19 protein-coding genes are annotated in these 20,753 nt (G+C 60.3%); 8 read left to right on the plus strand and 11 right to left on the minus strand.

The window, feature by feature from the left end; genetic code table 11:
* Positions 1–61 precede the first annotated feature (61 nt).
* The 3 genes from CFBP5499_RS18495 to CFBP5499_RS18505 form a co-directional block, all read right to left on the minus strand.
* On the minus strand, positions 62–976 hold the full coding sequence (locus CFBP5499_RS18495) for a TIM barrel protein (RefSeq protein WP_080829468.1): 915 nt from the start codon (positions 974–976) through the stop codon (positions 62–64).
* Positions 977–1,437: 461 nt separating this feature from the next.
* The gene (locus tag CFBP5499_RS18500; protein ID WP_080829466.1) at positions 1,438–1,776 is read right to left on the minus strand and encodes a hypothetical protein; all 339 of its coding nucleotides are present in this window, start codon (positions 1,774–1,776) and stop codon (positions 1,438–1,440) included.
* Between the two features lie 154 nt (positions 1,777–1,930).
* Complete coding sequence (locus tag CFBP5499_RS18505; protein ID WP_080829464.1) at positions 1,931–2,422, minus strand: hypothetical protein; 492 nt, start codon at positions 2,420–2,422, stop codon at positions 1,931–1,933.
* A gap of 172 nt (positions 2,423–2,594) precedes the next feature.
* On the opposite strand from CFBP5499_RS18505, the gene CFBP5499_RS18510 reads away from it, so the two are divergent.
* The 7 genes from CFBP5499_RS18510 to CFBP5499_RS18540 all read left to right on the plus strand — a co-directional run bounded on the left by CFBP5499_RS18510 (position 2,595) and on the right by CFBP5499_RS18540 (position 8,968).
* Entirely contained in the window at positions 2,595–4,547 is a 1,953-nt protein-coding gene (locus CFBP5499_RS18510) for a BTAD domain-containing putative transcriptional regulator (RefSeq protein ID WP_175416823.1), read from the plus strand.
* A gap of 8 nt (positions 4,548–4,555) precedes the next feature.
* Positions 4,556–4,984 (plus strand): hypothetical protein, encoded by a 429-nt coding sequence (locus CFBP5499_RS18515; RefSeq protein WP_080829463.1) that lies wholly within the window; start codon positions 4,556–4,558, stop codon positions 4,982–4,984.
* A gap of 37 nt (positions 4,985–5,021) precedes the next feature.
* Positions 5,022–6,218 (plus strand): YcaO-like family protein, encoded by a 1,197-nt coding sequence (locus CFBP5499_RS18520; RefSeq protein WP_080830200.1) that lies wholly within the window; start codon positions 5,022–5,024, stop codon positions 6,216–6,218.
* Complete coding sequence (locus CFBP5499_RS18525) at positions 6,218–6,931, plus strand: TfuA-like protein (protein WP_080829460.1); 714 nt, start codon at positions 6,218–6,220, stop codon at positions 6,929–6,931. Before CFBP5499_RS18520 ends, CFBP5499_RS18525 begins: the two co-directional genes overlap by 1 nt.
* A complete protein-coding gene (locus tag CFBP5499_RS18530) occupies positions 6,928–8,076 on the plus strand; it encodes a hypothetical protein (protein WP_080829458.1) in 1,149 nt (382 codons plus the stop codon). The genes CFBP5499_RS18525 and CFBP5499_RS18530 overlap by 4 nt, the downstream gene beginning before the upstream one ends.
* Positions 8,077–8,203: 127 nt before the next feature.
* Complete coding sequence (locus CFBP5499_RS18535; RefSeq protein WP_080829456.1) at positions 8,204–8,641, plus strand: helix-turn-helix domain-containing protein; 438 nt, start codon at positions 8,204–8,206, stop codon at positions 8,639–8,641.
* A 93-nt stretch (positions 8,642–8,734) separates the two neighbouring features.
* The gene (locus CFBP5499_RS18540; RefSeq protein ID WP_080829454.1) at positions 8,735–8,968 is read left to right on the plus strand and encodes a hypothetical protein; all 234 of its coding nucleotides are present in this window, start codon (positions 8,735–8,737) and stop codon (positions 8,966–8,968) included.
* 200 nt (positions 8,969–9,168) lie between these two features.
* On the opposite strand, the gene CFBP5499_RS18545 is transcribed toward CFBP5499_RS18540, so the two are convergent.
* From CFBP5499_RS18545 to xylF, 3 genes are all read right to left on the minus strand, one after another.
* Entirely contained in the window at positions 9,169–9,951 is a 783-nt protein-coding gene (locus CFBP5499_RS18545; protein WP_006315597.1) for an ATP-binding cassette domain-containing protein, read from the minus strand.
* Positions 9,952–9,969: 18 nt separating this feature from the next.
* Positions 9,970–11,283 (minus strand): sugar ABC transporter permease, encoded by a 1,314-nt coding sequence (locus tag CFBP5499_RS18550; RefSeq protein ID WP_080829452.1) that lies wholly within the window; start codon positions 11,281–11,283, stop codon positions 9,970–9,972.
* A gap of 79 nt (positions 11,284–11,362) precedes the next feature.
* Complete coding sequence (gene xylF / locus CFBP5499_RS18555) at positions 11,363–12,403, minus strand: D-xylose ABC transporter substrate-binding protein (RefSeq protein WP_080829450.1); 1,041 nt, start codon at positions 12,401–12,403, stop codon at positions 11,363–11,365.
* A gap of 242 nt (positions 12,404–12,645) precedes the next feature.
* On the opposite strand from xylF, the gene CFBP5499_RS18560 reads away from it, so the two are divergent.
* The gene (locus tag CFBP5499_RS18560) at positions 12,646–13,878 is read left to right on the plus strand and encodes an ROK family transcriptional regulator (protein ID WP_175416824.1); all 1,233 of its coding nucleotides are present in this window, start codon (positions 12,646–12,648) and stop codon (positions 13,876–13,878) included.
* A gap of 19 nt (positions 13,879–13,897) precedes the next feature.
* On the opposite strand, the gene CFBP5499_RS18565 is transcribed toward CFBP5499_RS18560, so the two are convergent.
* The 5 genes from CFBP5499_RS18565 to CFBP5499_RS18585 form a co-directional block, all read right to left on the minus strand.
* The gene (locus CFBP5499_RS18565; RefSeq protein ID WP_080829446.1) at positions 13,898–15,445 is read right to left on the minus strand and encodes a glycerol-3-phosphate dehydrogenase; all 1,548 of its coding nucleotides are present in this window, start codon (positions 15,443–15,445) and stop codon (positions 13,898–13,900) included.
* 169 nt (positions 15,446–15,614) lie between these two features.
* Positions 15,615–16,031 carry a methylmalonyl-CoA epimerase gene (gene mce / locus CFBP5499_RS18570; protein WP_080829444.1) on the minus strand — a complete coding sequence of 139 codons (417 nt, stop codon included), beginning with the start codon at positions 16,029–16,031 and terminating at the stop codon, positions 15,615–15,617.
* A 13-nt stretch (positions 16,032–16,044) separates the two neighbouring features.
* Entirely contained in the window at positions 16,045–18,186 is a 2,142-nt protein-coding gene (gene scpA / locus CFBP5499_RS18575) for a methylmalonyl-CoA mutase (protein ID WP_080829442.1), read from the minus strand.
* A gap of 133 nt (positions 18,187–18,319) precedes the next feature.
* The gene (locus tag CFBP5499_RS18580) at positions 18,320–20,323 is read right to left on the minus strand and encodes an acetyl-CoA carboxylase biotin carboxylase subunit (protein ID WP_080829440.1); all 2,004 of its coding nucleotides are present in this window, start codon (positions 20,321–20,323) and stop codon (positions 18,320–18,322) included.
* 45 nt (positions 20,324–20,368) lie between these two features.
* Positions 20,369–20,746: a hypothetical protein gene (locus tag CFBP5499_RS18585; protein ID WP_080829438.1), complete on the minus strand. Its 378-nt coding sequence runs from the start codon at positions 20,744–20,746 to the stop codon at positions 20,369–20,371.
* Positions 20,747–20,753: the final 7 nt, after the last annotated feature.

The raw sequence follows: 20,753 nt of genomic DNA on the forward strand, positions 1-20,753 counted from the left end.
GTCGTATTTGACTGCCGGTGTTTCACATATCAGCCCATCGCGACTAGGCCTGTAGAAGGCATCATTCGGCCGCTAGCTGGGTGCGTGCGGCATTCAGCGACATCAGATGCCGCGCCGTTTCGAGGCTTGCGGGCTGCTCGGCGCGGTAACGGCGGCCGATTTCCATCATCAACACGGTATCCGGCAGGAAGGTGAGCTCCGAGAAAATGTCCTGCCAGTCTATATCGCCCCAGCCGAGCGGCATATGCAGGTCGCCGATGCCAAGCGCCGTGCTTTCCTGCGGGAAATAGGGCTCATAAAAGCCCTGCGGGCGGCCGAAGGAATCGTGCACATGCAAATGGCCGGCAACCGTCGCCATGGCGCGAAGCTCGGCGCGGAAGTCGAGGCCACGATAGGTCGATTCGAGATAGGCATGGCTGAAATCGATCAGCGCCACGACGTTGTCGTGACCGAGAGCCTTCACGGTCGCCGCCACCTCGGTGGGCGTCTGACGATATTGACCGGGTTCGGTGGAGAAGATGTTTTCAAGGGCGACACGCACGCCATAGGGCTTGCAGAATTCCGCCAGTTCGAAAAGCGCTTCCCGCTCGCGGGCATCGGCATCGGCCCGTTCGGCAATCTGGTCGGCGCGTAGCGCGCCGCTATGCTGAACGAGGATACCCGCGCCGATACGGTCGCAGAGCACGGCGAGCGCCTTGGCGGCGTCGATCTGGTAACGGCATGTCACCGGGTCCATGAAATTAGACGACACCAGACCATGCACGGTGTAACGGAAGCCGAACTGCTTTGCGAGCGCCACGAAACGTTCGGCGCGTTCCTCGATAATGCGGCCGCCGGCGATCAGGTCGAGGCTTGTCACCGCTATCTCGACGGTGTCGCAGCCGATATCGGCAAGCGCGCGCAGATCGCTTTCGAGTGTGGCCAGTTCGCCGTCATCCGAGCCGGCATTGAAGCCGGTACCTATAAGATTGCTCACTTCGTCATCTCCAGGGCTAAAAGGTCATACGGGCTCGTGCGGCCGCGCAGTGCGTCGTACAGCATTAAACAGGTCCGGCCGGTCGATCTTGACGTAATCTATGCCGACCGACGCGATGTCGTTAAGAAAAGTCGACGCTCGCCGTCGTGTTGGTGGAAAGCGACAGGAACAGGGTGATCGGTTTGCGTTGAAACCGATCATTCAATTAGTTTTCTTCATTTACAGCTTTATGACATTCCCGGGCGTGATGAGCGGGAAGCCGAAGTCTCCTTGGATAGACACTCGAGGTCATCAGGAAAGAGCGTGCAAGAGGGTTGTTGGGAAAGGCTGAACGGGTGCCCGGTTCAGCAAACGGCGCCCTTTGGCCCAAACTCTCTAGATCTGGGATAACCGCCCGCGAAGCGGCGGCGAATATCTGAGCGGTCAGCGGACCGAAGACAGCGATCTTCGGGCGAGAGGTATCAACCGAGATTATGGACCATGAAATAGATCAGCCAGCAATGTGCGATCGCCAGTATCGCCCACGCCCATTTTGCGACCCTGATATCGGCATCGACAACCGTATTGCGAATCTCGGTCCTGCCCGGCGCGCCTTCCCCGGCCCGATCATCTTGGGCGGAAGATGGGAGCGTCTGGGAGGTCGGCTCATTGACAACATAGAGCCTGTCGCTGCGCAGAAGCGGACGCGACACATCATCAACGCTCTCCGCATCGGAAAGCGCACTGTCGCCGGAAACACAGCCCGCCGCCACAAGCTGCGGTGACGTCCCCCTGTTACGCACATTACCTCTATTGGGCATCACAATGTTCCAAACAATAAAAATAAAAATATTCCGGTGACTTCAGGTAAAGCCGTGCTTTACCGGGTAGGCCGCGATACACGGCCCCCGCCGCGCCGATCGCCATATATTTCTCCACGCCTTGCGCCACCGCTGAAGCAAGGCGTCCCCGCGATCAGGGAGCCGGGTTTCCCGGCAGTCCGCGCCCGCCCGCGTAAGGTTTCGCCTCGCGCTGGATCAGGAAGACGGACTTTTCCACCGGCAGCGGCTCGATCGTCCGATAACGCTGAAACCGCCTGGAATATTCAAACCGGATGAGCCTGTCGTCGAACTTGCCCGCCAGAACGCGGTAGCCGTTGACGAATTCATTCAGGATTTCCAGTTCTTCTCCCCACACCCAGCCGCCGTAAGATGTCCCTTCATTCGATCGCAGCACGATCTCGAAAAAATGCCCGCCTGCCACCAGCGGCATGCGAAAGAGAATATCGAGATTATCCTCGTCTTCCTCATCGCCTTTTTCCACCGACAGTCTGGCATGGGCGACCTTAGCGTGAACAAGCGCCGAAACCGGATAAAAAGGCCGGCCCTTGAACCACATGAATTCGCTGACCGCATAACCGACATCGTCGGCACGCTGGTAAGGTTCGGTACGCGGCTCGAACGCCATGTAGCTTCCGTTAAACGCGATCACTGTCGAAAATTCCCGATGCCTGCCCGCCGCATATCCGCTGTTTTCCGCCCGTCGTTCATTCTTCCGTTTCCGACAATAGGCAGATCGCGTCACACCAGCGTCAAATGGAACGCTATGATGACTTTCAATTTTCCGAGCACGTTGTTAGATGATGTTTCATGAGGGGACGAACGTGGCTGGGAACGCTGAACTGATACCGATCCGGCTATTTGGCACCCCGCGCTGTGAAGCGGTGCGGGACGCTTTTTTTCCGTCCAAGGGATTTGCCCTCACCGCCGCCCTGATCCTTGCACCGAACCAGTCGCTTTCCCGCCAGCACGCCGCATCGCTGCTGTGGGAAAATGTCGAGCAGAAACGAGCGCTTGGCAATTTGCGACAGCTCATCCTGCGCCTGCAGAAACTTCCCAATGAGGATGAGGCCGTCCTTCTGACCGAAGGCAACGATCTGAAGGCCGGAGCGCTGGCGCAGCGCACCGATCTTGCCATCTTCCTGGCCGGTGCAAGAGCCGAAGACCCGATGCGGCGGCTCAACGCCCTGCTGGAATTCGGTGGCGACCTGCTGGAGGGGCTGGAGGCCGGGCAGGATCATCTCTACCTGTGGCTGCTTTCGGAACGCCGCCGTCTCAAGGACCTGTTCTTTTCAAGCTATACCCAGCTTCTGGAGGAATTGACGCGGTTCGGGCGTGCGAGTTCCAACGACATCGCCAGGCTGGCCGAATGCGCCTGCAAGATCGAGCCGGAGCGCGAAGAAACCTACCGGGCCGCCATGGCAGCCTATGCGCGCGTAGGCAACATCAGCGCCTGCGAAGGCATGTATCAGCTTCTGATGGAGCAGCTTCGCCAGGAGGCCCGTTCGCCTGAAGCGGAAACCGTGGCCCTGAAACGGCGGATACAGAGTCTTGCCGCGACGATAACAGGCCCGGCGGAGCCCGAAGAGGGTAGCCGCCGAAAAGCACTGGCAAAACCGCGTGTCGCATTCGTTCGCCCGGCCCGGGTCGACGGGCAGCCGGTCCCGACGGTCATGCATGCCTTTGTCGAGGATGTCGCCAACAGTCTCGTCCGATACCGCACCTTCACCGTGCTTTCACCGCACAGCACCTTTGCGCTGGCCCATGACCGGGTAGACGACAGCTACGCCATGCTGCGGGCAGATTACCGCATCATCTCCACCGTCTTCGACGATGCCCGCATGTCGGTTGCGCTGATCGAGGATGCGAGTGGTGAAATCGTCTGGTCGCTGGAGGCGGTGCTGACCGAGCGGCACATCCACGCTGCCTTCCGGCTGCTCTCCAAACAGGTGGCGGCAGCACTTGCCCGCGAAATCGAGCGGCTGCAGGTGGAGCCCGACCGTAACCACAGCGGCGAAGCCTACCGGCAATTGCTGGAGGGACAGCAGCTTCTGCGCGGCAAATGCGACCTGCCGCTTCTCAGGAGAGCCCGCTCGATGTTCCGCAAGGCGGTCGATCTCGACCACAGCCTTGCGGTCGCCCGCGCCCGGGTGGCACAGAGCCTGCAGCTGGAATGGCTGATGCTGGGCGGCAATGACCCCCACCTGCTGCATCGCGCCAAGGCGGAGGCCGATGCCTCCGTCGAGATCGATCCGGCGCTTGGCGTCGGGCACTGGATGTGCGCCGTCGTGGCGCTCTACCAGCGGGATTTCGACATATCCGCCGAAAAATTCTTCGAGGCGGAGGCGCTCGCGCCCAACTCCGCCGATCTTCTCCTGCAGCATGCCGATGCGCTCGCCCATTTTGGCGAGGCGGAAATCGCCTGGGACAAGTTTCAGCAGGCCATAGACCTCAACCCGCTAGCCCCTGATATCTATTGGTGGGCAGGCGCCAGCATCGCGTTCAAACGGCAGGATTACGGCACGGCGGTAGAACTGTGCGGGCGGATGGAAAATGACGAACCGGCGCTGCGCGTTCTGACCGCAAGCCACGCGCTGCATGGCGATTTGGCCGCCGCCCGCGAAAGCGGCAGCAGGCTTCAGGAAAACTATCCGGGTATGACGGCGAGGGAGATCAGCAGCCTGTCTCCCGACCGCGACCCGATAGCGAATGAACTATTCTATAACGCACTTCGATTAGCTGGGATCAAATAGGAGATATTATGTCCTCGCATTTCTTCATTGTCGGAAAAAAGGGTTTTGGCGTTCTTTTCATTCGCACGGCTCCGCTTCGGGTTGCATCGGTATCGCATGAGACGATCGCCGCTTATGAAGCCAGCCATCCGGGCGTGGATGGTTATGCCCGCGTGGCAGCCGCTGCAAAATCCATGCTCGTTCGTCAGGACGGCGCGCCGGAGACAGAGCTTGACCAGGTGCAGATTCAGGGCATCGAGGCTCTCGTTGCCGGTGGCGCCGTGGTTTCCGAAGCCGATTTCGCCTTCATCGGCGAAGTGGTCGATGCCGGCTGGGACTTCAACCGCATGGTGCAGGCACCGATCGAAGCGGCCCTGAAGGCTGTCGGTCCGGCGGGTTCCGTCACCGGCGAACTGTTCGACGCCATCCTTGCCGACGACAGCAACACGGCAGGCTGATGGCGGCCCTCTTGCCTTGACCGGCGCCGATGCTCCCATGTCAGCGACCGCGGCTTCAGGGCATGCAGACGCTTCGTTCTTCGATCCCGGACTGCTTCGGCGGTTCGGGATTACCCGCGTCGGCGATGTGACCGGCCTTGATATTATCGGCATCCCGGTCTGGTTTGCGGCCCGGCCTAATTCGCGCGGCCTCTCCGTCTCGCAGGGCAAGGGGCTTGTTGCCGACCAGGCCCGGCTAGCGGCGATCATGGAGGCGATCGAAGGCGCGGTTGCCGAAGAAACCCGCAGACACGTCGCCGCTTTCGGCTCCATCGAGGAGATGCGGAACAAAGGTGTTCCCGTCATTTCCTTCGAGACCGTCGGCCGGATCGATCCGGACGCTCTGGATCCGCGCAAGGAACGCGCCTGGGTGAAGGGCACGTCCATTCGCCGGCAGCAGGGGGTCTTTGCCCCTTATGAACTCATCGGCATGGATTTCCGCGTGGATTTTCCATGGGACCGGCAGGCCTTCCGCATGAGTTCGCAAGGGCTCGCGGCAGGGTTCGACCATGACCATGCGGTTTTCCATGCCCTGCTCGAACTTATTGAAAACGACGCCAGCTTTCTCGTTGATACGTTCGAAACACGCGCCATCGCGCCACAACCGTTTCTCCTTCCGGCAGGAATGGACCCGTCGCTGGACGATCTCGTTCAGCGTCTTTCGAATATCGGCCTGCCGCCCTCCTTCTTCGATCTAACGAATACTCTCGGCGTGCCGGTGGTGATGGCGAGCCTGCCCCGATCGCTTCAGGCTGAGGACGGTCCAGCGACCCGCAGCGCCGCGGGTGCCGCCTGCCGCCCGAGCGCCCATGCGGCCGCCATGGCCGCACTGCTGGAGGCGATCCAGTCGCGGCTGACCGATATCAGCGGTGCAAGGGACGATCTCTCCCCGCTGCGCTACCAGCGCGACCTGTCAACATCGGACCCCACGACCGCCGGCGCGCGGCCACTACGGCGGATGCCAGCCGATCTCGGCTTTCCAGAAATCGATGTATCTCTGCCTCCATGGCGCCAGCTGGCGGAGCACCTCTTCATCAGCGGCATCGAGGATATCCATGTCTTTCCGCTGGAAACGGAGGTCTCCGGCCTGCATGTCGTCCGGGTTCTGGCAAGCGGGCTCGCCCCGGCCGGCGGCGGCCTGCAACGCATCTCGCCGCGCACGCTCGATCACCTGTTAAATCTCGGAGGCGCTTGATGAAGCCAGTGGTTTTTGCAGGCCCGTCCATCCACGGCATTGCAAATGAACATCTCTCCGGCCTCGATCGTCGCGGACCGGCTGCCTGCGGTGATATTTTCGATGCGGTGCGGCAAGGTGCCCGAACGATCGGGTTGATCGACGGTCTCTACGGCGATTGCGCCGCCGTGTGGCACAAGGAAATCCTGTTTGCACTGTCGAGCGGTATCACCGTTTTCGGGGCCGCCAGCATGGGTGCGCTGAGGGCGGCGGAATGTGAAGCCTTCGGCATGATCGGCATAGGCGACATCTTCGGGGCCTATCGCGACGGCCACCGTGTTTCCGATGCTGACGTGGCGGTGAGCCACGCGCCCGCTCAACTCGGCTACCGCCCGCTGACGATCGCTCTGGTCGATGCCGAGGCCACGCTCGCCGCCTGCGGTGATGCAATCACCCCGGAAGAATACGACGCGCTGGCCTCTGCCGCCCGCACCCTGCATTTTACCCGCAGGACCTGGCGCGCCATCACCGCTGAAGCCGGGCTTGGCCCCGCAACGGTAAATCTGCTCGCCGCCCACGCGGTATCCGCCAAACGAGACGATGCGGCCAGACTTCTGGCGGTGCTTAAGGATGAGCCATTGCCATCACCGCCGCCGCAATCATGGAAATTGCAGAACACCCTGTTTTTCCAGCAATTGGTGGCGCAACGGGTGGCTGGGGACGAAGCGTCGTGACCGCCGCTAGTCCCCTGTCGCTGGTGCCCGATTGCGGCGGTTTGATCCGCACGGTCGCGCTGGCGTTGCCAGCTGCTTTTTTTGCTGAAAACCGGGTAGAGGACACAGTTTCACCGCTCATCCCGTTCGGTAACCTGCTCTCGGCCCTGCCTTCGGATATTATTGCCGCTATCGTGATCGATAACGCCTCTCTTGCCCCGGCACGAAACTGGCTCGACAGCCTGCCGATCCGTTGCATCTGCGAACTTGTGCCCCTTTCTGGAAACTGCAATATCCCGCATCCGTGGATACAGGACATGTTCCATGTGCGGGCAAGTGATCGCGGACGAGGAGTTGCACCGGAACTTGTCTTGGCGGCGGAAAATAGTATCGGCGCTGGTCTGGCCGAGCATCTCGGAGCAGCAGTCACGCATTCGGACGTCGCCCTGGCAGGCGGCAACCAGCTTCTCGGCCCGGATTTTCGGCTGATAGGCCATTCCAGCCTTGTGGATGACAGCGGGATTGGACGGCAAGCAGCCGCGCCCGCACACCGACGGCAGAAAATTGAGGCATTCGACGGCAGAAGCGTCCACAGTTTCGGATATCGGCCGCAAGACCTCGGCGATCTCCCTTTCGATCTCTTGGCGGTACAGGTCGACCCGACAGCTATCGAGGGAAAGATGCACCAGTGTGGTTTCCACGTCGATCAGTTCGTTTCCGTCACCGGTCTCGAACGTGGTGGCAGTCCGCTCCTGCTCGTCGCCGATCCTGTCGCGCAGGGCGGATGCAATGTCCGCGCCGCAAAAGAGCTGAAACGAAAACTGGACGCCTCGGCCCTCTCGCTCGCACGGCAGGGTTTTGCGATTGAACGCAACCCCATTCCGCTTGCGCCTGCTATCGATACCAATAAATGCCTGCCCAGACTTTACAATAATGTCGTTCTTGAAAATGTCATACGTTCCGGTCAGAAACGGCCATTCGTCTGGATTCCGCATTTCGGCGATACTGAAACGCTTGAGGAGTTCGACGCGGTGAACCGGAAAATCTGGGACGGATTGGGCTTTCAGTCGATCGGCGTGGCCGGATGGAGCCACCTTTCAAGCCGCAACGGCGCGTTGCGCTGCGCAATAAAGATTATAGATCGAGATCCGGACACAAGATTATGAATGGAAATCCATGCCGTTTCGTCAATAAAGCTTCACAATACCCGTGGAAATTGTATTGAATGTATACCTTCAACAATATTAATTGATAATCATCGAATTTAAAAACCTCACACAGGAGGAATTTGTAATGCAAGCCAAACTACCCAGCCCGATTGATGTCCATGTGGGCACACAAATCCGAATGCGCCGCAAATCGCTCGGCATGAGTCAGAGTGCGCTGGCCGGGCGATTGGGCATCACCTTCCAGCAGGTCCAGAAGTATGAAAAAGGCGCCAACCGCGTCGGCGCGTCCCGTCTGCAGGCCATCGCGTCGATCCTCGGCGTCGAGGTCAGCTCTCTGTTCGCCAATGCCACGCCCGATGGCGGAGCCGCCAACCCGGCGCTTGGCACCATCAATGCCATGCAGACTTTCGTGGCCTCGAATGAAGGTTTTTCGCTCAATCAGGCCTTTTCGCGCATCAAGAGCGCGACCGTGCGCAGAAGCATCGTTGCCCTCGTGACATCGCTCGCAGCGAGCGAAACGGCGGAAAATGCCGGCACGCCGATCGACAAAAGCGACGATTGACGCAGGTGTGACGCTCGCGTGACGCTCGATATGGTCGAAAATGATCAACGCGGTATCAACGCGTTTCATACTGTCGACTGTCGAGAGGGAATCATGGTGGCGTCTACCACAGCAATAGTTGAACAGGATAATGCGGACGAGATTCTGGCGCTCGGGCGGATGGTGTCCTATCTCTGCCAGCGCTCCAAATCTCTGGAACTCGGCATGTCGACCTATTTCCTGGAAATGGCATTGTTGTCGCTGGCCCAGGACATCAATCAGCATGGTTTGCCACAGGCAGGCGCAGAGATGAATGGCAGCGGTTTCGCACACGCCGAACTACATTAAATAACCGAGTTAAAGAGACCGCGTCTGCAATTGCGCAGAGCCGCAGACATTTTTCGTCTGCGGTTCCGGCTGGGCTGAAACACACCGGACGCACATATTTTATAATCAACCCCAAGAACTTTTGTTCCTAGCGTTTGTCGAGGCCCGGTTTTTACCGGGCCTCGATTTATATTGGACGTGAAGACTGCCAAATCCTGTCGTCAGGAGACGACCGCACCCGGCCCCGCCACCGCACCTGCCGGCACCTTGCCCAGAATGATCATGCCGAGGACCTCGTCCTTCGTCACGTCTTCCGTGCGGGCATGGCCGACGACCTTGCCGTTTTTCATGACGAAGACCCGGTCGGCCAGATCGAAGACGTCATGGATATCGTGGCTGATGAGGAAGATGCCGATGCCCTGCCGTTTCAGCTCCTTGACGAGATCGCCGACCTGCGCCGTTTCCTGCGGCCCGAGAGCCGCCGTCGGCTCGTCCATGATGAGGATGCGGGCATCGAACAGGATAGCGCGGGCAATGGCGACAGACTGGCGCTGACCACCCGAGAGCGCCTTCACCGGCTCCTTGAACCGCCGGAAATTGGGGTTGAGGCGTCCCATCACCTCGCGGGCCGAGGCTTCCATGGCGACATCATCAAGCGTGCCCCATTTCGTCTTCAGCTCACGGCCGAGATAAAGATTGGCCGCCGCATCGACATTATCGGCCACTGCCAGCGTCTGGTAGATGGTTTCGATGCCGTATTTCTTGGCGTCGCGGGGATTTCGAATATCCGCATCCTCGCCATTGATGAGGATTTCTCCTCCATCCCGCCGGTATGCGCCGGACAATATCTTGATGAGCGTCGATTTGCCTGCGCCGTTGTGGCCGAGAAGGGCGACAACCTCACCGGGGAAAAGATCGACTGAGGCGTTTTCCACCGCATGGATACCGCCGAAGGAAATGGAAATATTGCGCATTTCCACGAGGGGCGTGACTTGGTCCGTCATTGGGGTTCTCCTCGGTTTTTACTTGGCGCGGGCGCGGTAGATGGTGTCGAGCCAGACGGCGACGACCAGAACCACACCAACGACGATGCGCTGGAAGGGCGTATCGATGCCCACAAGCACCATGCCGGATTGCAGCGATTGCATGACGAGCGCGCCGAGCATCGCGCCCGCTATGGTGCCGACGCCGCCGGCAAGCGAGGTGCCGCCGATGACCGCCGCCGCGATCGTATAAAGTTCGTCCAGTTCACCCTGGGCATTGGTGGCCGCGTTGAGGCGGGCCGTCGAGATTGCCGCGGCGATGGCGCACAGAACGCCCATCAGCGTGAAAATCTTCACCGTGACCCAGCGGGTCTTGATGCCGGCGAGTTCCGCCGCTTCCGGATTACCGCCAATGGCAAAGACATAGCGGCCAAAGCGCAGCCTTGTCGCGATGAAGGTCATGACAGCACCGACGGCGAGAGCCATCAGCACCGGAATGGCAATGCCGTGCGGAATGAACAGGCCGCCATCCGGCCAGGCGAGGCCATTGGCATCGGCATAGTTGCGGGCGATGTTGATCGGCCAGGGGTAGCTATTGACGACAGCCACGAAACCGATGACGACAAAGCAGCCGAGCGCCACCAGGAAATATTCCGCCCAGACCGGCCGCAGCGGGAAACCGAAACGGCGGCGCTGGTGGCGGGAATTGAGGATTGCCGCCACGATGGCGACGCAGGCGACAATGGCTGCGATCCAGCTCCATGTCGCGCCGATCGAGCCGCTGGTGCCACCACCCATCAGGCGGAAGGTGGAATCCATTGGCGCCACGGTGCGACCGCTGGTGACAAACCAGGTGCCGCCGCGCCAGACAAGCAGGCCGCCGAGCGTGACGATGAAGGACGGCACGTTGAGGAAGGCGATGATCGAGCCCTGCAGCATGCCGATGGCACCGCCGACGAGAATGCCGACCAGAAGCGTGACGATCCATGTCGCCCAATGTTCAAAGCCGAGGAGCTGCGGCAGGATTTCCGCCTGCATGACACCCATGATCATGCCGGAAAAACCGAGGATTGACCCGACCGACAGATCGATGTTGCGGGTAACGATGACAAGCACCATGCCTGTGGCCATCACGGCAACGGAAGCGGTCTGGACGGAGAGGTTCCAGAGGTTTCTCGGCGTCAGGAACAGCCCGCCCGAGAGAATGTGGAAACCGATCCAGATCAGAAGAAGCGCGCCGACCATGCCGAGCAGTCGGGTATCAAGCTCCGTGGCGTTGATGAAACGCGAAATCGAGCTCGTCTTTTCCGTCTTGGGGGACGCTGTGGAATTGGATTGTGTCATGTCGGCCATGGACTGCCGGTCCTCCTTACATCTGAAAGGCGCCGCGCCACATGCCGTGACGCGGCGCCCAAACATCAACCTACCGGTCTCAGTTGCAAGCCTTGACGGATCCGGCCTTCACACCCTGGCAGGCCGTTTCCTTCTTGATCCAGCCGGCGTCGATGACAGTGCCGAGATTGTCCTTGGTGATGGCGATCGGCTTGAGGAAGACCGATTGCATCGTGACCTTCTTCGGACCACCATCAAAGGCGGTGACGCCCTTGATCTCGGTCATCTTCTTGCCACCGGCCAGTGAAAGCGCAATGCCGGCCGCTTCCTTGCCGAGTTCACGGCTGTCCTTCCAGACGGATACCGTCTGCGTGCCGAGTGCGACGCGGTTGAGAGCGGCAAAGTCAGCATCCTGACCGGACACGGGAACCGAACCCGCCATGCCCTGTGCGGCAAGAGCGGCGATTGCACCACCGGCCGTGCCGTCGTTCGAAGCGACAACCGCATCGACCTTGTTGTTATTCTTGGTCAGGAACTGTTCCATGTTCTTCTGGGCATTTTCCGGCTTCCAGCCATCAGTATAGGCTTCGCCGACATTCTTGATCTTGCCCGCATCGACGGCGGCCTTCAGCACTTCCTGCTGTCCGGCAAAAAGAAAGTCCGCATTCGGGTCGGAAGACGAACCCTTGATGAAGACGTAATTGCCTTCCGGCTTGACCTTGAAGACTTCGGCTGCCTGAAGGCGACCGACCTCCTTGTTGTCGAAGGTGATGTAGAAGGCGTTCTTGTTTTCGATCAGGCGATCGTAACCGACAACCGGAATACCCTCGGCAACGGCCTTCTCAACGGCCGGGCCAATCGCGTCGCTGTCCTGCGCCAGGATGATCAGCGCGTTGGCGCCCTGGGAAATCAGCGATTCCACGTCGGTCAGCTGCTTTGCGGCAGACGATTGCGCATCGGCGGAGATGTATTTCGCACCGGCCGTGTCGAGTGCAGACTTGATGGCCGCCTCATCCGTCTTCCAGCGTTCTTCCTGGAAATTCGACCAGGAAACGCCCACGACGAGATCAGCCGCGATGGCAGCAGTATGCAGGGAAACGAGTACGGCCGTACCCGCCAAAAGCTTGGCAAATGAATTCATGATGTCCTCCCGGTAAGGGCGAAGCCTGCACCTCCATGCAGGGAAAACGCCCGGAAAAAGCTGCCGGTCTCTGTGGCTTCACAATTTTCTCGACAGTCGAGAAAATTAATGTCAGAGATTCCCCATGCTGTCAACAACGGCTGCGGGCAGCATCCGGGTGCCTTGATCCTTTTCGTGGTATGCGCCATCAGAGAGGATAAGCACGACAGGAAAAAAGCCGTTCAGGGAGCATGCCCCAGCCCATGTCCGCCATTGCAAGCACGGAACTGGTGCGCCAGAAAAACAGCCTGTCGGTGATGGCGGCGCTGCGCCTGCACGGCAGCCTGTCCCACACGGACATGTCGTCCTTCACCGGGCTTGCCTCCGCCACCGTCTCCGTCATCACCACCGATCTGGAACGGACCGGCCTCATTCTGCGCAAGGAACAGATCGCCGCTGCAGGCCGTGGACGACCGCGCATTCTCTTCGCGCCGGATGGCGCCTTCTGCCACGTCGCCATCATCATCATCTCGTCCGACAGCGTGCAATATTCGCTGGTCGATTATGCCGGCAAGCTGGTGGACCGTTTCACTGAGCAGAGGATAACGGCTGAGAAAGGCAGGTTCGGCGGTGCGATCCTCGCCGGCCTTGCGAGGCTTGCCGATCGCTCACGCATCGACCGACACCATATCCTGCAGGTCTCGATCAGCAGCAAGGGACTGGTGGATGCGGCAACGGCGACGCTTCTCTGGTCGCCCGTTCTCGGTAATGAAAGGATTGATTTCCAGCAGCTGATATCCGGGGACGAGCGCACGCGCGTGACGCTGAACAATGAAACCCTGCTTGCCGCCAAGGCCATCTGGATGCGGGAACATGCGAAAGATGAGGCAGCGCCGGATGCACTCGTCACCCTGTCGCTCGGCCACAGCATCGGCCTCGGCATTGCCCGCTCCGGAGGCGGCGCAATCGAAGTCAGCGCCCCCAATTTCGGCCATATGCTGCACCTCGCCGACGGCGCTTTATGCCGCTGCGGCACCAGAGGCTGTATCGAGGCCTATTCAGGCTTCTACGCGATCCTGCGCTCGGCTTTCGAAGCCCCGCCACAGGCCGAGCCGGCAAAATTCGTACCTGTCGCCGAGGTGGACAAGATCGCCGCTTCAGCCCGCGCTGGCGCGCGCATGGCGCGCTTAGCCTTCCGCACCGCAGGGCTTGCGCTCGGCAACGGCCTTTCACGCCTGTTCAGCCTGCATGGCCACATGCCGGTTTTCATCACCGGCCCCGGCACACGTTATTTCGATCTTCTGGAAAGCGGCCTGCGCGACGGGCTTGCGCAATCGCAGGCCGTCCGTTTCGGCGGCATGCCAAAAATCGCCATCGCGCCCAACGAACCGGAACTGGTGTTCGAAGGCCACATGGAACACGCGCTTTCCGCCGCCGACGATTATGTTCTGAGCGCCGAAGGCGCTCAGAAGCCGGTGCGGAATTCGGGAAGCTGAGAGGGCGATCGGCGGGTGCTCAGGCCCGCTGCGCCATGGCTTCCGGCTTTTCCCTGACGCCTGTCAGCATCGCCACGAATTCGTCAAGAGCGGCAGCTTCGTCCTTGCTCAGACGCAGGCCCTGTTTCGTGCGGCGCCAGAGGATATCCTCGGCCGAAAAGGCCCATTCATTCTCCACCAGCCAGAGCACTTCGCATTCGTAAAGCGTGCCGCCGAAATGCCGGCCGAGGTCGGAAATATTGGTGGCGGTTCCGAGCAGGTCCGCTGCCTTCGTGCCGTAGTTTTTGACGAGGCGTTCGGCATGGCGTTCGTCCAGGAAGGGATAATGCGGGAGAAGCGTCTTCACCTGCGCGTCAAATCGCTGCACGCCGAAATCACCGCCCGGCAGGTGGGAACCCGCCGTCCACGGCTTGCCCTTTTCGCCGATTGCCGTGCCGATCTTTTCCAGCGCATGTTCCGCCAGCCGCCGATAGGTAGTGAGCTTGCCGCCGAAAATATTGAGGAGCGGCGCTTCGCCTTCGGCTTCTTCGACCTTCAGCACGTAATCGCGGGTGGCTTCCTGCGCTTTCGAGGCGCCATCGTCGAACAGCGGCCGCACGCCGGAATAGGTCCAGACGATATCTTCCGGGCGCACCGGCTCGCTGAAATAGTCGCTGGCCGCATTGCACAGATAGGAAATCTCTTCCTCAGAGATACGCACCTTGGCCGGATCGCCCTTGTAGTCGCGATCCGTGGTGCCGATCAGCGTGAAATCCCGCTCATAGGGAATGGCGAAGATGATGCGGTTATCGGGGTTCTGGAAGAAATAGGCGCGCGGATCGGAAAATTTTTTACGCACGATGATGTGGCTGCCCTGCACGAGCCGGACATTATGAACATCCTTGCGCCCGAAGACGCCGGAAAGCACGTTGTCAACCCACGGGCCGGCAGCATTGACCAGCATGCGGGCCCTATGCGTGGCCGGCCGGCCGGTTTTTTCGTCCAGCGTCTCGATGAGCCAAAGCCCACCTTCGCGCCGCGCCGAAACGACCCGTGTGCGGTTCATGATCGTCGCGCCGCGATCCGCCGCATCGCGTGCATTGAGAACTACGAAACGCGCATCATCCACCCAGCCATCGGAATATTCGAAAGCCTTGGCGAAAACAGGCTTCAACGGTTTGCCTGCCGGGTCCTTGCGAAGATCGAGCGTGCGCGTCGGCGGCAAAAGCTTGCGGCCGCCGAGATTGTCATAAAGAAATAAGCCGAGCCGGACCATCCATGACGGACGCACACCGCCCTGCTGCATGGGCAGAACGAAACGCATGGGCCAGATGACATGCGGCGCCATGGCCCACAGAATTTCCCGCTCCATCAGCGCTTCGCGCACGAGGCGGAATTCGTAATGTTCGAGATAACGCAGGCCGCCATGGATGAGCTTGGTGGCCGCAGAAGAGGTGCCCGAGGCAAAATCGCCCTTTTCCGCAAGCGCCACGGAATAACCCCTGCCCACCGCATCGCGGGCAATGCCGCAGCCATTGATGCCGCCGCCGATGACAAAAAGATCGAAAATGTTGTTTTCGCCGGACATGAAGCCTCCGCGACAATGCAAGGGAAGAACCCTTTATGGAAAGACGATTACATAAAAACGAAAACAAAACGAATGTCAAAAGAAAACAAACGAACCACGAAGGCACAAGGCGAAAGCGCCGCCGTGAGCGGTGCCTCACAGGGTCAGTCTCCTAGGAGAGATTTATGCTTCAGCCGTGTGTCTGAGAAACCTGCTCAAGCTCGTAAAGCACGCCGCCCATATCCTTCGGATGCAGGAAAAGGACTGGATTGCCATGTGCACCAATCTTCGGTTCGCCATCGCCGAGGATACGAACCCCTTTTTTGCGGAGATCGTCGCGGGCCGCCAGAATATCCGGCACCTCGAAACAGAGATGATGCGTGCCGCCGCCCGGATTCCGTTCGAGAAAAGCGGCAATCGGCGATTTTTCCCCGAGGGGGTGAAGAAGTTCGACCTTGGTGTTATCAGCCTGAATGAACACCACCGTCACGCCATGTTCCGGCAGCGATTGCGGCTCGGAAACCTGTGCACCGAGCGCCCTGTATCGCGAAACGGCGGCATCGAGATCGGGCACGGCAAGGGCGACGTGGTTCAATCTTCCGAACATGCTTGCCGACCCCTCACGCATTTCGCCTGATGCCCTCGAGCAGGTCGAGCACCTTGTTGGCCGCATCCATGACATTGGTGCCGGGGCCGAAGATAGCGGCGACACCGTGATCGAGCAGGAACTGATAATCCTGACGTGGAATGACCCCACCGACCACGACGATGATGTCTTCCGCACCCTTTTGTTTCAGCGCCTCGACCAGCTGCGGCGCAAGGGTCTTGTGACCCGCGGCGAGCGACGACATGCCGACCACATGCACCTTGTTCCGAACGGCGAGATCGGCCGCTTCCGCTGGCGTCTGAAACAGCGGCCCGGCCAGCACATCGAAACCGATATCACCGAAAGCGGAGGCGATGACCTTCGCGCCGCGATCGTGCCCGTCCTGCCCGAGCTTGGCGACCATGATACGCGGCTTCTTACCAATCCTTTCCGCGACGCCGGAGAGACGGGCGGAGAGCGTGGCAAGCTCCGGCTCATCCTTGTAAGCCTCGCCGTAGATATCACTCACCACTTCCGGCACGGCGGCGTGGTCGCCGAAGGCCAGGCGCAGCGCGTCGGAAATCTCGCCGACAGTGGCGCGGGCGCGGGCGGCGACGACGGCGGCTTGCAGAATATTGCCCTTGCCGCTGCGGGCCACTTCCGAAAGCGCCTGCAAAGCGGCGGTCACGTCCTTGCCATCGCGGCGGCGGCGCGTGTCTTCGATGCGGCGGATCTGTGCGGCGCGCACAGCGGCGTTATCGATATCGAGAACATCGATATCCTCTTCCGTTTCCAGCCGGTAACGGTTGACGCCGACGATCACCTCCTCGCCCTTGTCCACCGCCGCCTGCCGGCGTGTTGCGGCCTCCTCGATCAGCCGTTTCGGCAGGCCTTCGGCCACCGCCTTGGTCATGCCGCCAAGCGTCTCGACTTCCTCGATCAACGCCCACGCCTTTTGCGCCAGATCATCGGTCAGGCTTTCGACATAATAGGAACCAGCCAGCGGATCGACGACCTTGGTGACGCCGGTTTCATGCTGGAGGATAAGCTGGGTATTACGGGCAATGCGGGCGGAAAATTCCGTCGGCAGGGCAATCGCCTCATCGAAGGAATTGGTGTGCAGCGACTGCGTGCCGCCGAGCACGGCGGACATAGCCTCGAAGGCGGTGCGGACGATGTTGTTATAGGGGTCCTGCTCCTGCAGAGAGACACCCGATGTCTGGCAATGGGTGCGCAGCATCAGCGATGACGCCTTTTGCGGCTTGAATTCCTCCATGATCCGCGACCAAAGCAGGCGCGCGGCGCGCAGCTTGGCCGCCTCCATGAAGAAATTCATGCCGATGGCGAAGAAGAACGACAGGCGGCCGGCGAAGTCATCGACATTCAGCCCCTTGGCAAGGGCCGCCCGTACATATTCCCGGCCGTCCGCCAGAGTGAAGGCCAGTTCCTGTACGAGCGTCGCGCCCGCCTCCTGCATGTGATAGCCGGAAATGGAAATGGAGTTGAATTTCGGCATCTCCTTCGCCGTATATTCGATGATGTCGGCAATGATCCGCATCGAGGGTTCGGGCGGATAGATATAGGTGTTGCGGACCATGAACTCCTTGAGGATGTCGTTCTGAATGGTGCCGGAAAGCGCAGCGCGCGAAACGCCCTGCTCCTCCCCCGCAACGATGAAATTGGCGAGCACGGGAACGACCGCGCCATTCATGGTCATCGATACCGAGACTTTTTCGAGGGGAATGCCGTCGAACAGGATTTTCATGTCATCGACGCTGTCGATCGCCACACCCGCCTTACCGACATCACCCTCCACGCGCGGATGGTCGCTATCATAACCGCGATGGGTGGCGAGATCGAAGGCCACGGAAACACCCTGCTGGCCGGCGGCGAGCGCCTTGCGGTAAAAGGCGTTGGAGGCTTCGGCGGTGGAAAACCCGGCATATTGCCTGATAGTCCAGGGCCGTCCGGCATACATGGTGGCGCGCGGGCCGCGCGTGAAGGGCGCAAAACCCGGCAGGCTTTCGAGATGCGAAACACCTTGCAGGTCGTCAACCGTATAGAGCGGCTTGACCTCGATACCTTCAGGCGTGTGCCAGACGAGTGTTTCCGGTGACCGCTTCAGCTCCTTTTCGGCAAGCTGGAGCCAATCCCGCACCGTTTTTTCACCCGACATGCATCTCTCCCCTTCTGCATTTCATTTCCGCATTCTGGCGGGTGATCGTGACAAAAATCGAACGATCCGCCCGCAGGTCCGACACCGTAAACCGCTCCGGCCCACATGCGTTCCGGAAAAACGGCAGCGGCCATCACTCGAATTCGAGGATCACCTCATCCACAGCAAGGCTGTCGCCCGGCTTTGCCGAAACTTTCGAGACGCGGCCGCGTTTTTCGGCACGCAGGATGTTTTCCATCTTCATGGCCTCAACCGTCGCCAGCGCCTGACCAGCCTCCACTTCGTCGCCCTCACTCACCGTGATGCCGGTGATGACGCCCGGCATGGGGCAGAGCAGCAGTTTCGAGGTATCCGGCGGCAGTTTTTCCGGCATCAGCAGCGCCAGTTCCGCCACGCGGGGGCTGCGCACGCGGGCGACAACATCCATGCCGCGCCAGCGAAGGCGGATCGCGGCCCCGGCAAGATCGACCTTGGCGGCGATGACCTCGCCCGCCACCGTGAAGAGGCCAAGGCTCTGGCCGGGACGCCAGCCGGTATCGATGGTCAAAGCCGCCCCGTCCTCGAAACGGACCGCCGTTCCATCCGCACCGGTTTCAACGCTGATCGCGTGGCGGAATGCGCCAAACGAAACCACCCAGTCATGGCCTACGATGCGGCGGTGATTGCCGATGGTGCCGGAAATTTCGACCGCGCGGCTCTGCAAGCGCTGATTGACGATGGCGGCAATGGCGGAAAGCTTGCGTGCGGCGGCTTCATTCGGCTCGACCCCGGAAAACCCTTCCGGAAATTCTTCCGCGATAAAGCCCGTCGTCAGCCTGCCGGCGCGAAAACGCTCATGCTGCATGACGGCCGACAGGAACGGCAGATTGTGGCCGATGCCCTCAACCTCGAAACGATCCAGCGCCTCTCCCATGGCGTCGATGGCGGTTTCGCGATCCTCACCCCAGCTGCACAGCTTGGCGATCATCGGATCGTAATACATCGAGATTTCGCCGCCTTCGAAAACACCGGTATCGTTGCGGATGACGGTGCCACTTTCCTGCTTGCCCTCTTCCGGCGGACGATAACGCGTCAGCCGGCCGATGGAGGGCAGGAAGTTGCGATAGGGGTCTTCGGCATAAAGCCGGCTTTCGATCGCCCAGCCGTTCAGCTTCACATCCGCCTGCCCGAAGGACAGTTTTTCGCCTGATGCCACACGGATCATCTGCTCGACCAGATCGATGCCGGTGACGAGCTCCGTCACCGGATGTTCCACCTGCAGGCGGGTGTTCATTTCAAGGAAATAGAAATTGCGCTCGCCATCAACGATGAATTCCACCGTGCCGGCCGAATGGTAACCAACTGCCCTTGCGAGCGCCACGGCCTGCTCGCCCATGGCATGCCGCGTTGCATCGTCCAGAAAGGGCGACGGCGCTTCCTCGATAACTTTCTGGTTGCGGCGCTGGATCGAGCATTCGCGCTCGCCGAGATAAAGAATGGTGCCGTGCTTGTCGCCCAGCACCTGAATTTCAATATGGCGCGGCTGGGTGACGAATTTTTCGATGAAGATGCGGTCATCGCCAAAAGAGGATTTCGCCTCGTTCTTCGAGGACTGGAAGCCTTCCCGCGCCTCGGCATCGCTGAAGGCAATGCGCATGCCCTTGCCGCCGCCGCCGGCTGAAGCCTTGATCATGACGGGATAACCGATCTGCGACGCGATCTTCACCGCCTCATCCGCATCCTCGATCAGCCCCATATGGCCGGGCACGGTGGAAACACCCGCTTTTGCGGCAAGCTTCTTCGAGGTGATCTTGTCACCCATGGCCTCGATCGCGCCAACGGGCGGGCCGATGAAGACGACGCCGGCTTTCTCCAGCACCTCGGCGAAGGCCGCATTTTCCGACAGGAAGCCATAACCGGGATGGACCGCATCCGCCCCGGTTTTCTTGATCGCCTCCAGAATCTTGTCGATTACGATATAGGACTGTGACGAGGGTGCCGGGCCGATATGAACGGCCTCGTCCGCCATTTTCACATGCAGCGCATTGGCATCCGCATCCGAATAAACCGCGACAGTGGCGATGCCCATCTTCTTCGCCGTCTTGATCACACGGCAGGCAATCTCGCCGCGATTGGCGATGAGGATTTTCTTGATCATGCGGTTGTTGCCCCTCTTCCCTCAGCGCAAACCCGTGAGTAGTCGTCAAATCTCGAAGAAATTCTCGAAGGATTCCGGGAAATTTTGCCGGGCGACACGCTCATCGATAACAAGCATCGCCTGATAGGAAAGCGGATCGAAGTTCTTTTCCGCCGCCACGACCTCACGGCCGAAAAGCAGGTTGAGACGGGCGGCGTCGAGATTGCCGCGCTCGAAAGGCTCAGGCCCGAAATGGTGCCAGAGCGAGTGCAGGAAGGCGGCATCGATGCGATGCTCCTTGGTGTCGTTGCGCGCCCTGCGGGGTATCACCTTGATTGGCGTTACCCCTTTGGGATTGGCGCGGCGGATGGTGAACTGGACGCCCGTGCTCGGCATCCCGGATGGAAATCCCTTATGTTTGGTCATTTCGGGCAGGTTCGCCATCGCTGGT

Origin of the sequence: Agrobacterium tumefaciens, from assembly GCF_005221325.1 — a bacterium.
Taxonomy (GTDB): Bacteria; Pseudomonadota; Alphaproteobacteria; order Rhizobiales; family Rhizobiaceae; genus Agrobacterium.